The organism is Pseudofrankia coriaricola (assembly GCF_001854805.1).
Taxonomy (GTDB): Bacteria; Actinomycetota; Actinomycetes; order Frankiales; family Frankiaceae; genus Pseudofrankia.
Window position 1 is genome coordinate 1 of the sequence record NZ_MBLO01000069.1, and the last position, 12,917, is coordinate 12,917.

Below are 12,917 nucleotides of genomic sequence, written 5' to 3' on the forward strand. Positions count from 1 at the left end.
CCCCCTGTGGGCGGCCGGGCTGGCCTACGTGGTCCGGGCTGGCCTACGTGGGCCGGGTGGGCCGGGTGGGTCCAGGCTGCCCGCCCGGCGGCCAGGTTAAGTCACCGGCCGGCTTCCTCAATTTTTTCTCAGGCAACGGGACCGCCGGGCACGGGGTTCCCTATGGTCTCGACAACACCACCGCGGCCCGCCGGATCCTTTCTCCATCCCACCTGGGGACGAGGTCCCGGGCCATCGCCGAGAGGACGATGGGATGGCTACTCTCGCGGGCCGTTCCCGACGGTCCGAAAAACGACTCGACCATGCCGTGAACGCTCGTTTTCGCATGCCCTGGCACGTCATTCGGAAAGGAGGTCAGGACAGCCATGTCTTTGGCACCGCAGGCACCGGCTCCATCGGCCTCGACCAGCCAGCCACTGATAGTGCTGGACAAGGTCTGCAAGTCGTTCGGTGCCCACCAGGTTCTCCACGATATCGACCTGACCGTCGACCGCGGCGAGGTCGTGGTGATCATCGGCCCGTCCGGGTCCGGGAAGTCGACGCTGTGCCGCTGCATCAACCGGATGGAAGCGATCAACTCGGGCAGCATCACCATCGACGGTGCCCCCCTGCCCGCGGAAGGCCGGGCCCTGGCCCGGCTGCGGGCGCAGGTGGGCATGGTTTTCCAGTCCTTCAACCTGTTCAGCCACCGCAGCGTGCTCGACAACGTCACCCTGGCCCCGGTCAAGGTCCGGGGAATCCCGCGCCGGCAGGCCGAGGCGACGGCGCGTGAGCTCCTCGACCGGGTGGGCATCGGGGACAAGGCGGACCAGCTGCCGGCCCAGCTGTCGGGCGGCCAGCAGCAGCGGGCCGCGATCGCCAGGGCGCTGGCGATGGAGCCCAAGATCATGCTCTTCGACGAGCCCACCTCAGCCCTCGACCCGGAGATGATCAACGAGGTTCTCGACGTGATGCGCGAGCTCGCGGCGTCCGGAATGACGATGGTGGTCGTCACCCACGAGATGGGGTTCGCCCGCACCGTCGCGAACCGCGTGGTCTTCATGGACGAGGGCCGGATCGTCGAGACGGCGCCGCCCGCCGAGTTCTTCGCGAGCCCGAAGTCCGAGCGCGCCCGTGACTTCCTCGGCAAGATTCTCAGTCACTGATCGCCCGCATCGCCGCTCTCGACGCCGCGGGCGTATTGCCGGGCCCGCGGCCAGCCGAACGGCCCACGAAATTTTTTCACCCGCCGCGGCTCCGCGCGGGGAGACAGCAGGAAGGGAATCCCATGTTCAGACGATCCCGCCTCTCGGCCCGCCTGTCATCCGTCACGGTCGGCCTGGCCGCCGCGCTGGCGTTGACGCTCGCCGCGTGCGGCGACGACGACGGCAGCGGCCCGGGACCGGCCGCCGCCAGCGGCGCCACGCCGGCCGGCGGCTACAAATTGACCCAGGCCACGGACTTCCCGGCGAGCCCGACGCTGGACAAGATCCGCCAGCGCGGAGAGATCATCGTCGGCACCAAGTTCGACCAGCCGCTGTTCGGGCTACAGAACCCGACGAACGACAAGATCGAGGGATTCGACACCGAGATCGCGAGGCTGCTGTCGATCCGGATCTTCGGCAGCCCCGACAAGATCCAGTTCCTGCAGACCGTCTCGAAGAACCGCGAACCGTTCATCCAGCAGGGCAAGGTCGACATCGTCATCGCCACCTACACGATCAACGACGCACGCAAGAAGCTCGTCGACTTCGCCGGGCCCTACTACACCGCCGGCCAGGACATCATGGTCAAGTCGGACAACACCGCGATCCGCGGCGTCGCCGACCTGAACGGCAAGAAGGTCTGCACCGTCGAGGGCTCCACCTCGGAGAAGAACCTGCGAGAGAAGGCCCCCACCGCCGACGTCGTCCTCGTCGACACCTACAGCTCCTGCGCCGAACAGCTCATCGACGGCCGAGTCGAAGCGGTCACCACCGACAACGTCGTCCTGCTCGGACTGATCTCACAACACAAGGACGACCTCAAGCTCGTCGGCACGACGTTCACCACGGAACCGTACGGAATCGGCCTGACCAAGGGCGACGACGCGTTCCGCACCTTCGTCAACGACACCCTCGAGGAGGCCTACCAGAACGGCGACTGGGCGAAGGCCTTCCAGTCGACCGTCGGCAAGGTGGCACCCACCGTCCCCACCACACCCACCATCGACCGCTACACCGCCTGACAGCCATAGGCCCGGCCCGCTGACCGCCGCACCACCAGCTTTCGTTCGGAGCCCATCGTGAACGTCGTCCTCGACAACCTCGACGTGTTCGGGTCGGGGCTGTGGACCACCCTCAAGCTCACCGCGCTGTCGTTTCTGCTCGCGCTGGGTGTGGGTGTGGTAGTCGCGACGGCGCGGGTCTGCCCGGCCGCCCCCCTCCGGGCGGCCGGGCTGGCCTACGTCGAAACGGTCCGCAACACGCCCCCCCTCGTCCTGCTCTTCCTGTTCGTCTACGGACTGCCGAAGACCGGCGTCCGCTACTCGCTGTTCGTCTCGGCCGTCCTGGTGCTGGGCGGCTACACCGGCGCCTTCGTCGCCGAGGCGCTGCGGTCCGGCATCAATGCGGTGCCCATCGGCCAGGCGGAGGCGGCCCGCTCGCTCGGCCTGACCTTCACCAAGACGCTGCGGTATGTCGTGCTTCCGCAGGCGTTCCGCACGGTGGTGCCGCCGCTGGGCGCGTTGCTGTCCGCCCTGGTCCGTAACACCTCGCTGGCCGCCCCGATCGGACTGCTGGAGCTCACCGCGCGGGCTGGGCAGCTCAACACCTCCGACCCCAACCCCATCTGGATCTACCTCGCGGCCGCCGTGGCCTACATGGTCGTGACCTTGCCGCTCGGCGCGGTCACCCGCCTCGTCGAACGCCGCGTGGCGGTGGCCCGGTGACCGCCGCCGGCTGGCTCTCGCCACGCGGCGAGCGGCCGCGGCGCCCGGCCCGCCCGGGAACCGCCACCGCCGGGACGACCCGCGCCAGGAAAGGACGCCACTGTGAGCGCCACTGTTCTCTATGACGAGCCTGGGCCGCGGGCACGAATCTGGATCGCGGCGGCCACCGTCGTCGGCGTCGGGCTCGTCGGCCTCGCGGTCGCCGTCGCGGTCGTGCGGCTGGCCGGGCACCACCAGCTCGACCGCGCCCGCTGGACCTTCGTCACCGACCCCGCCATCCTGCGGTTCCTCGCGTTCGGGCTGCTCAACACCCTGAAGGTGGCCGCCGTCGCCGGTGCGCTCTCGCTGGCGATCGGTTGCCTGCTGGCGATCTGCCGGCTGGCCCCGGTGGCGGCGCTGCGGGGCGCCGCGGCGACGTACACGCACTTCTGGCTGGCGATCCCGGTCCTGCTGCTGATCTACTTCATCGGGTTCGGGCTGCCGACGCTGGGCGTGGACCTGCCGGTCTTCTGGTTCCTCGTCCTGGGTCTGACCCTGTACAACAGCGCCGTCTTCGCGGAGATCTTCCGGACCGGCATCGTCTCGCTGCACAGCGGCCAGCGCGAGGCCGCGGAGGCGCTCGGCCTCGGCTTCTGGCAGACGATGCAGCTGGTCCTGCTGCCGCAGGCGGTCCGCCGGATGGTGCCGTCCCTGGTCAGCCAGTTTGTGGTGCTGCTCAAGGACAGCTCGCTCGGCTTCGTCCTGCCCTACGAGGAGCTGCTGCACCGCGGGCAGATAACCGGGCAGTACGCGCAGTCCGTCCTGCAGGCCTACGTCGTCGTCGCGGTGGTCTACGTCGCGGTGAACGCCAGCCTGTCCTACCTGGCGCGACGGCTCGAGGCCAGGCAGCGCCGGCCAGGCGCGCGGGTGGCCGCCGAGGCGCCGACCGCGCTGAACCCGCTGATCGTCGGCGCCGGGCTCGCCGGCGCCGCCGTGATCGGGGTTGGGACGGACGCGCCAGCGGGCTGACAGACGGCGGATCCCGCTCCCCGGCCCTGGCCATTACCCCTGCCCTGCCCTGCCCTGCCCCGGCCGGGCAGGGGCGGCCGCGAACGGCGAGCCCATCGCCGCCGGCGCGCCCTCGTCCGCGCGAGGCGGCACGGAACTGGGGAATACCCCCCGCGGCGGCGGAGTCGCCGTCGATCTCGTGTTTTCTCCCAGTGCTACGTTCTGCCCGACAGGGATTTTTCATGAATCGCGCGACGGGGGTACGGGGAAGCTCGGGCGGCGCCGACTGGCGGAGGCAGCGATGCTGTTACTGGTAGTGGAGGACGACGACCGGGTGGCGGGCGCGCTGGCCGGCAGTCTTCGCCGGCACGGGTTCGACGTGGTCCGCGCCCGAACGGGCACCCTCGCGCTGGACATGCTGAACAGCGCCCAGCCGGATCTCGTGCTGCTCGACCTGGGTCTTCCGGACCGCGACGGCTTCGACATCTGCACCCGCATCCGACTGATATCCACGGTACCGATCATCATGGTGACCGCCCGCGCGGAGCAGGCCGACCGGCTGCGCGGCCTCTACACCGGGGCCGACGACTACGTCGTCAAGCCTTTCGACGTCCTCGAACTCATCGCGCGCATTCACGTGGTGACCAGACGTTCCCACCAGCGCGGCGACGCGTCCGGTTCCCGCCCCGAGCCGGGCCCAGGCGGGCCAAGGCCCGCCTGGGCCCGCGCCTGGCCACCGCCGGCTCCGGTGCCCACCAGGCCCGGCCAGCACGGGCCCGGCACGCTCGGGAGCGACGGCGACCAGGTGCTGTCCGTCGGGAGGATCTCCATAGACCTGCGGGCGCGGGAGGTCACCGTCGCCGGGCGGGAGACCGCGCTCACCCGCAAGGAGTTCAACCTGCTCGCCCAGCTCGCGGGCGCCCCGGGCGTGGTGTTCCGGCGCGAGCAGATATTCGCCGAGGTGTGGGGATACAGCTCGGAAGGCGCCTCGCACACATTGGAGGTCCATATTGCGTCACTGCGCGCAAAGCTAGGACTGCCCGGGGTGATCGAGACCGTCCGCGGTATCGGCTACCGGCTGAGCACAAAGGCCGTCGGCTAAACGCACAGGCCGTCGTTTACATATCGGTAATCTTTCCGTCCGGCCTTCGGCCCGGCCTCGGCCCATGCCCGCGCACAACCGCGCCGCCTGACGTTCCCGGACGTCGGCGTGCGAGGATAAAGCATGAGAGTCACCGTGGGCCGGGCGCGCCCGTCCGGCCTGCCGCCGTGGCGTCGACTGGTCGTGCTGGCCGTCGTTCCGGCGGTTGTTCTGGTGACGGCCGGGGTGCTCGCCTGGATTCGGTTCGACGGCGGCGGCCCGCAATATCGACGGGGACCCGTCACGGTCTTCACCGGAGGCACCGGGGGCATCTACTACCGGTACGGCACGGCGCTGTCGGCCTCGATCAACGGCTCGCTGCCGGGGGTAAGGGCGACGACCATGATCACGGGCGCCGCGGTGGACAACCTGCGGAGGGTAGCCGCCGAGCCGAACACCTTCGGCTTCTCGACGATGGACGCGGCGACGGCCGCGGTGCGCGGACAGGACCCCTTCAAGAAGGCCGCCCTGCCCGTCCGGGCTGTCGCGCGGATCTACGACGAGTACATCCACCTCATCGTGCCGCGCGACTCCCCCGTCCGGACCCTCGCGGACCTGCGCGGCCGGCGGGTCTCGACCGGCGCCCCCGGCTCGGGCACCGACCTGGTCGCCACCCGGCTGTTCACCGTCGACCCGGCGATCGACCTGGCCGACGTGACCCAGCGGAGGCTCGGTGTCGACGAGTCGGCGAAGGCGCTGGCCGACGGCACCATCGACGCGTTCTTCTGGCAGGGCGGGCTGCCCACCATCACGGTCGCGGACCTGGCCAGCCGGTTCCCCGTCTGGTTCGTCCCTCTCGACGGGCTGGTGGGCAGGCTGGACGACGTCCAGGAGTGGGGCGCCGAGTACCGGCGCGGCGTCATCCCCGACGGCGCCTACGCCGGCGTCGGCGCGACCCCGACCGTGGCGATGGCCGACCTGCTCGTCACCAGCGTCGACACCGACCCGGGACTCGTCCGCGAGGTGACCCGGATTCTCTTCGACGCGCGGGAGACGATCGCCCGGGTGGTGCCGGTCGCGTACTCGCTGGACCCGCGCAGCGCCGTCGCGACCGGGCCGGTGCCGCTGCACGAGGGGGCGGCCAGGTACTACCGGGCAACCAAGGTCTAGGGCCGTCACCGGCCTGGTCCACCCGCCGTAGGCCGCTCAGGGCGAGTGCCACGCCACGGAGAGTGGGAATGTTGGTTCGCCGCCGCGCAGGGTAGGGCAAGGTCGTCAGATCTTGGAGGGCCAGCGGCGGGGTCACCCGCCCCGACCCCGCGCCGGCCCCGCCGCTCGGGCCACGCCACGAAGGGAGACCGATGAGTACCACGATCAAGGACCGGCTCTCGCACGTCACCGAGGCCGTCCCGGTGAGCGGGATTCCCGACGCGGCCCGCACCGCCGCCGACCGCGCCGGGCACGCCGTCGCCGACGCCACGGCCAAGGCCAGCCATGGGGTGGCCCAGGCGGGGCACACCGCCGCGACCGCCACCCGGGACGCCGGCAGCGCGCTGGCCAGCAAGGTGGCCGAAGCCTCGAGCGCCGGCGCCGACTCGGTCAGCCGGCAGGCCGGCAAGGTGGCGAAGGTCCCGGCCCGGACGGCATCCAGGGCCGCGGCCGTCTCCGGTCGCGCCGGCCGGCGGATCGAGAAGGCGCGCGGCGCGGCGGAGCTCTCGGCTGAGCGCGCCCGCGCGACCACCGAGCTGCGGATCGAGAAGGCCCGGTCCGGCCGCGCCGTCCGGTCCGAGCGCAAGGCCCGGCAGCGGGCCGACAGGGCCCAGCTGGTGCTGGAGAACCGGCTCGCGAAGGCCGAGCGGAAGCTGGCCCGGGCGCACCAGCGCCGCCGCCGCGGCATGGTCACCGTGCTGCTGCTGGGCGGCGGCGCGGCGGCGACCGTCGCGGCCCGCAAGTACCTGCCCGGCTCCGGCCAGCAGGGCAAGGCGGACACGCTGGCGGGCGGCGGTCGCGACGAGGACCTGACCGGCTCGACACCGACGCCGCCGGTGACCGCCAGCGCGGGGACACCGGCCGGAGCCGAAACTGGGACGTCCGGTCGTCCGTCGTCGGCCTCGTCCACGCCCGCCACCGGCTTCCCGGCGTCGATGAACGAGGAGATGGCCTCGGAGGCCACCGCTGGCCGGCTGGAGGAGATGCCCGGCCTCGACTCCACGCCACGCCGCTTCTGACCACACGCCTCTGACGAGGTGACGTCCGCCGGCCACGGCGACTGGGCACGCCCGACCGGCCGGGTGCACGCGCACCCGGCCGGTCGTTTCGCGTTCGAAGCCGCGCGACGACGCACCCCTATGGCTTGACGCGCCGGGCTGAGCCGCCCGCCGCCGTCGCTCACGCACCCGCGGTCCTGGGCGTGAGGGTGCCGTTACCAGCGGCCACCTGTTCAGGCGTGGCTACGGCGTGCTGCCGCTGTCGGCCTGCGCCGCCGAGATCGAGGCGAAGCGGCTGCGTCACGCGCCGCTGCGGGAGCCGGCTCTCACCCAGCAGCTGGGCACCGCCGTCACCGGGCATCTCGAACTGCCGCGTGGCTTCGCGATCAGAGTCAGCGAGATCATCCGGGAGGAGGCCGTGCGGCTGGTCGAGTCCGGTGTCTGGAACGCGCGGCTGTGCCCGCCACGCCGCGGCAGCTACGTCGCCGCCCCTGGCGAGCTCGGGCTGGCCGGAGGCAGCCGCAGCGTCACCACGAGGCCGGCCGGCTCGCCAAGCGCGTAGCGGATGTCGCCGCCCGAGGCGGCCAGCAGGGTCGTCGCGATGCTGAGCCCGAGGCCGGAGCCGCCGATGTTGACGTTGCGCCGGCTGCGCCAGAAACGGCGCCCGATGCTCGCCAGCTCGTCGACGGTGACTCCGGGTCCCTGGTCGCTCACCCGGATGAACACGTCACCCGCCGGCTCACCCAGGTGACGCGCCACGGGGCGGGTGGCGGCGACGGTGGGGAGGTGGGCGGCGAGCAAGGTGGCGTCGCGGGCGGTCTGGCCGCCGCCGTCGCGCGCGGCGTCCGGGCCGGGTGCGTCACCGGCGGCGCCCGGCCCGCCGGGACCGTCGGGACCGTCGGGACCGTCGGGACCGTCGGGACCGTCGGGACCCAGGCTCACGGTCACTGTGACGGTCGAGTCCAGCGGGGAGAACTTCAGCGCGTTGTCGAGTACCGCGTCCAGCGCGCCCTCAAGGGCGTCGACGTCGGTCACCGCCGACACGCTGGTCAGCCCGGTCACGTCGACGCTGACGCCGCGGGCGTCGCCCATCGGCCGCCACGCGGCGACCCGCTCGTCGACGACGGCACGGACGTCGATCTTCTCCGGGCGCGCCACGTGGTGCTCGGCCCTGGCCAGCGCGAGCATCTCGTCGAGGACCCGGACCAGCCGGCGCGCCTCCACCCGGGTCTCCCCCACCTCCTCCTGCCACTGGTCCGGCAGGTCCATCGCGAGGTTCTCGATCCGCAGCAGCAGCGCCGACAGCGGGTTGCGCAGCTGGTGGGAGGCGTCCGCGACGAACGCGCGCTGCGCCTCGACGGCGTCCTCCACGTGGCCGGCCATCTCGTTGAACGACAGGGTCAGCCGGCGCAGCTCCAGCGGCCCGGCGCTGCCCAGCACCCGGGCCGAGAGCCGGCCCGTCGCGATCTCGTGGGTGACCAGGCCCAGGTCGTGCACCGGGCGCAGCACCCAGCGCGTCAGCCGCACGGCGGCTCCCACCCACAGGCAGGTGACGACGACGGCGGCGGCCAGCAGCCACAGCCACCAGCGCAGGATCCGGCCGGACAGCCGGCCCGTCGGGGAGATCGTCACCGCCGCGCCGACGACGTCCCTGCCGGAGACGACCGGTTCGGCCACCACCAGCGGGCGGTCCTGCCAGGGCCAGATCTGGCCGGGGTCGCTGGACCGGCGGCCTCGCAGGGCGCCCTGCAGAGCGGGGCGCAGCTCCTCCACGCGCGCGTCGACTCCCGGGCTCGACGCGGCGCGCACGTCCTCGTTCAGGTCGACGACCACCGCGGCGATCCCGTACAGCTGCTCGTAGTGGGTCAGCTCGTCCCGCAGCTCCTGGTCCCCGTCGCCCGCCGGCGCCTGGCCGGCGATGCCCGCGAACCGCGAGGTGTCCGCGAGCCGGTCGACGAACATCTGCTGCTGCTGGCTCTGCGCGACGCTGCGCCCGAGGGGCACACCCAGCGCGGCCAGCGTCGCCGTCATGAACGCGAGCAGGATCGTGAGCAGCCTCGTGCGCATGCTGGTGCCCTGGCCTTCTGTCAGTGCCCCGCGGCGGCCCCGGGGCCTAGTCCGGTCAACGGGCCGCGGGGCGAGCGCCGGTGACGCCTCGGGCGGTCAGGGCGGTACGCAGCTCGCGGACGGCGACGTGGTGGCGCGACTTGACCGTGCCGGTCGGGATGCCGAGCGCGGCGGCGACCTCCGCGTGGGAGCGGTCGAGCCAGTGCAGGTGCACCAGGGTCGCCCGCTGCGGCGCGGACAGCGTCTCGAGCGCGGTGGCGAGGATGAGGCGCAGCAGCACCGCCTCGAGCTGGTCCTGCCCGGCCGGATCGGACAGGACGGGCAGGTTGTCGGTCAGTTCGAGCGGGCGGGTGGCCCGCCGGCGCAGCCAGTCGACGGCCACGTTGTGGGCGACGCGGAACAGCCAGCGCCGCAGCTCCTCGTCGCAGGTCAGGCCGGTGAGCAGGTCGGCGTGCCGCCAGGCGCGCAGGAACGTCTCCTGGACGATGTCCTCGGTGCGCCCCGGGTCGCCCGGCAGCAGCCGGGACACATAGCGCTCCAGGGCGGGGCCGCAGTCACGGACCAGGTGCTCGCCGAAGTGCCGCCGCCGGGCCGCGTCGGCCCGTTCTGGAGCGGGCGCGGGCACGCTCGTCATGGGCAGTCCCTCCGCCGGGCGTCCGGTGTCAACGGTGGCCGAGCTGACGCCACGTCAGGCTACGGTCACGCCGCCGGGCGCGGACCGATTTGAGAGGGATTTGAAGCTCTTACGCCGAATATTTACCTGTTGGCCAAGAGAGGGCCCGGCCAGCAGCGCGTCGGCCGGTGAAGAGCCGGCCAGCGGCGCCTGTCAGTTCGACGGGACGTCGTCGGGGACGAGCCGCAGCAGGTCGTCGGTGCTCGGGTCCGTCAGGTCCGCGACCCGCTGGGCCTGGATCTCGGTCATCCGCTGGAACACCTGCCTGGCGAGCCGGCCGTTGCCGAAGCCGCGTACCCGAGGGACCCGGGAAAAGTACTCGACGACCGCCGCGCGCGCCGGCTCGGTCAGCTCGTACTCGTGCTGGGCGCACTGCGCCGTGACGATGCCGGTCAGCTCCTCGTCGGCGTAGTCGTCGAAGGTGATCGTGCGGGTGAACCGGGACGCGAGACCCGGGTTCGAGTCGATGAACCCGGACATCTCGCCGGGATAGCCGGCGACGATGACGACGGCCCTGTCACGGTGGTCCTCCATCAGCTTCACCAGGGTGGCGACCGCCTCCTGGCCGAAGTCGTTGCCCACCCCCGGCGGGACCAGCGCGTAGGCCTCGTCGATGAACAGCACCCCGCCGAGGGCCCGGCGGAACACCGCCGTCGTCTTCGGCGCCGTGTGGCCGATGTACTCGCCGACCATCGCCGACCGGTCGGCCTCGACGAGGTGGCCGCGCTCGAGCATCCCGAGCGCGGTCAGCAGCCGGCCGTAGAGGCGGGCCACGGTCGTCTTGCCGGTGCCCGGGTTGCCCGCGAAGATCAGGTTTCGGGACAGCGGCGGCGCGGCGAGCCCGGCCTCCTGCCTGCGGCGCACCGTCTGCATGAGCTTCACCTGCGCGCCGACGTCCCGCTTCACGCGCTCCAGGCCGACCAGGCCGGCGAGCTCCGCCAGCAGGTCGTCGAGCGACTCGACCGGGGGCGCGTCCGGCAGGTCGTCCGCCTCTCCGTCGGCCCCGGTGCCGCCCCGGCCACCCGCCGCGGCCGTCGCCGGCCCCGTCCCGCCAGGGCCCTCGGCCGCGCCGTCCCGGCCGGACGCGGGGATGTTGACGGTCCGCACCCGGGTGACCGTGCAGCGCTCGAACGTCGGCGCGCCGCCGTCGGCGAGGCTCAGGTCGGTGTCCGTGTCGTGGATACGCAGGCCGGCGACGCGGGGCGTGGCCCGGGCGCCGACGTGCAGCGCGGGGAACGCGGCCGCCGTGATCTCGCCACCCTCGAACGCGCCGGCGGCGTCGTCGCCGACGAAGACGCCGTTCTTGCCGGTGCGCGCCACCCGCAGGCCGCTGACGGTCGGGGCGGCCGCGCGCCAGACAACCAGGCCGGAGCCGGTCGCGTCCGCGATCTGGCAGTCGGTGATCTGGGCCTCGCCGCGCTCGGCGACCACCACACCGGCGGCGCCGGTGCGCTCGACCCGGCATCCGGTGAGCGTCGCCTTCGCGCCCGAGCCGATCCGGATGCCCACGTCGGCGCTGTCGGTGACGACGCAGCCGGTCGCCGTCGCGGTGGCCGGCGCCGCCGCGTTCGCGCTGATCCCGACGCCGTTGCCGGCCAGCTCACAGCCGTGCGCGGTCAGCGTCGCGTCCTGCTCGGCGTGCAGCGCCGACATGGCCGCGCCGCTGACCCGGCCACCCTCGACGCGGACCGCGGCCCGGCCGACCGCGTGCACCCCGTGCTCGGGAGTGGTCCGCAGGTGCGCGTCGACGAGGGTGACCGACGAGGCGCCGGCCGCGTGGACCGCGCTGTAGCCGGCCTCCTCGATGGCCAGGCCGCGAAGGGTGGCCAGGCCCGCGTCGGCGACGAACACCCCGTTGGCCGCCGGCCGGAACACCCGGCCGCCGTCGGCCGTGATGACCGCCGAGCCGCGCGCCACCAGGGCGGAGGTGCCGACGCGCTCCAGCACGCAGCCGGTGAGCGTCACGACGGACGCCCCGGCCGCGACGACGCCGGCGCGGGCGGGCGAGCGCAGCCGGCAGCCGGACAGTGTCACCGTCGCGGCGCCCTCGACGAGCAGCCCGTCCGTGCCGACAGCCTCCAGCTCGCAGTCGTCGGCGACCACCTCGGGCCCCGGCCGCGCGGCGGTGCCATCCGTCTCTCCGGAGCCGTTCGCGTCTCCTCGGCCATGGACGTCCCCTGAGCCGCTCCCGCCGGTGGTGGGGCCGGGGGCGGCGGCCGCGGCGCTCGCGCCCGCCGCCGCGCCCACGCCGGGCGCGCCGGGGAGCCCCGGCGAGGAGCCGAGAACGCGGACGCCCTCGGTACCGGCGCCGCGCACGGAGCAGCCGCGCAGCCGGACCGTCGCCGTGTCCTCGACGAGCACGCCGCTGCGGCCGGTCCCGGTGATCTCGCAGCCGTCGGCGCTCGCGGTGGCCTGGCCGCGGGCGCGCAGGCCGGAACCGGTGGTCCGGGAGATCCGGCAGCCCCGCAGGGTGACGGCCGCGCCGGCGCTGGCGACGACACCGGTGCCGTCCACGTCAGTGACGACGCAGCCTTCCAGGGTGGGCCCGCCGGTGCCCGCGGCATGCGCGCCGGCCAGCTGGGCGCCGCTGATCCGGCAGTCGCGCAGCGTCGGCGAGGCGTCGCCGACGATCTCCACCCGGCCGTTGACGATCTCGCACCCTCGCAGGGTCGGCGCTCCCCCGTCGATGACGACCGCGGGCAGCGACGGGTCGGTGCCCACGATGACCAGACCGGACAGCACCGCCGAGCCGCGCAGGACGAGCGGGCCTCCGCCCGCGAGCCACACGGTGCCGCCGCCGGCCGCCGCGGCGAGCGTGACATCCCCGTCGATCAGGAGGTTCTCGGCGTAGCGGCCAGGCGGGAGCGTCACGGTCTGGCCGGGCGCGGCCGCCTCGAGCGCGGCGGACAGAGGCCCCGACACAGGCCCCGGCCCCGGTACAGGCCCCGGCACGGGCGGCGGGCCGAACGGGGCTGGCGCCGCCCATCCGCCGGC

11 protein-coding genes are annotated in these 12,917 nt (G+C 73.3%); 8 read left to right on the plus strand and 3 right to left on the minus strand.

Features of this window, described 5'->3' with window-relative positions:
- Positions 1-365: 365 nt before the first annotated feature.
- From BCD48_RS12280 to BCD48_RS12315, 8 genes are all read left to right on the plus strand, one after another.
- On the plus strand, positions 366-1,145 hold the full coding sequence (locus tag BCD48_RS12280) for an amino acid ABC transporter ATP-binding protein (RefSeq protein ID WP_071048489.1): 780 nt from the start codon (positions 366-368) through the stop codon (positions 1,143-1,145).
- Between the two features lie 122 nt (positions 1,146-1,267).
- On the plus strand, positions 1,268-2,206 hold the full coding sequence (locus tag BCD48_RS12285) for a glutamate ABC transporter substrate-binding protein (protein ID WP_071048490.1): 939 nt from the start codon (positions 1,268-1,270) through the stop codon (positions 2,204-2,206).
- Between the two features lie 57 nt (positions 2,207-2,263).
- On the plus strand, positions 2,264-2,908 hold the full coding sequence (locus tag BCD48_RS12290; RefSeq protein ID WP_071048491.1) for an amino acid ABC transporter permease: 645 nt from the start codon (positions 2,264-2,266) through the stop codon (positions 2,906-2,908).
- Between the two features lie 102 nt (positions 2,909-3,010).
- Positions 3,011-3,916 carry an amino acid ABC transporter permease gene (locus BCD48_RS12295; RefSeq protein ID WP_083418526.1) on the plus strand — a complete coding sequence of 302 codons (906 nt, stop codon included), beginning with the start codon at positions 3,011-3,013 and terminating at the stop codon, positions 3,914-3,916.
- A gap of 280 nt (positions 3,917-4,196) precedes the next feature.
- Positions 4,197-4,997: a response regulator transcription factor gene (locus BCD48_RS12300; RefSeq protein WP_071048492.1), complete on the plus strand. Its 801-nt coding sequence runs from the start codon at positions 4,197-4,199 to the stop codon at positions 4,995-4,997.
- 123 nt (positions 4,998-5,120) lie between these two features.
- Positions 5,121-6,146 (plus strand): TAXI family TRAP transporter solute-binding subunit, encoded by a 1,026-nt coding sequence (locus BCD48_RS12305; RefSeq protein ID WP_071048493.1) that lies wholly within the window; start codon positions 5,121-5,123, stop codon positions 6,144-6,146.
- A gap of 191 nt (positions 6,147-6,337) precedes the next feature.
- Positions 6,338-7,204, plus strand: a complete 867-nt coding sequence (locus BCD48_RS12310) for a hypothetical protein (RefSeq protein ID WP_071048494.1) — start codon at positions 6,338-6,340, stop codon at positions 7,202-7,204.
- Between the two features lie 229 nt (positions 7,205-7,433).
- Entirely contained in the window at positions 7,434-7,745 is a 312-nt protein-coding gene (locus BCD48_RS12315; RefSeq protein WP_071048495.1) for a type 2 periplasmic-binding domain-containing protein, read from the plus strand.
- On the opposite strand, the gene BCD48_RS12320 is transcribed toward BCD48_RS12315, so the two are convergent.
- The 3 genes from BCD48_RS12320 to BCD48_RS12330 all read right to left on the minus strand — a co-directional run bounded on the left by BCD48_RS12320 (position 7,661) and on the right by BCD48_RS12330 (position 12,845).
- Positions 7,661-9,250 (minus strand): sensor histidine kinase, encoded by a 1,590-nt coding sequence (locus BCD48_RS12320; protein WP_071048496.1) that lies wholly within the window; start codon positions 9,248-9,250, stop codon positions 7,661-7,663. The two genes, BCD48_RS12315 and BCD48_RS12320, sit on opposite strands and share 85 nt — an antisense overlap.
- Positions 9,251-9,305: 55 nt before the next feature.
- A complete protein-coding gene (locus tag BCD48_RS12325; RefSeq protein ID WP_071048497.1) occupies positions 9,306-9,884 on the minus strand; it encodes a sigma-70 family RNA polymerase sigma factor in 579 nt (192 codons plus the stop codon).
- A 192-nt stretch (positions 9,885-10,076) separates the two neighbouring features.
- Positions 10,077-12,845 carry a right-handed parallel beta-helix repeat-containing protein gene (locus BCD48_RS12330; protein ID WP_241841674.1) on the minus strand — a complete coding sequence of 923 codons (2,769 nt, stop codon included), beginning with the start codon at positions 12,843-12,845 and terminating at the stop codon, positions 10,077-10,079.
- Between the last annotated feature and the right edge of the window lie 72 nt (positions 12,846-12,917).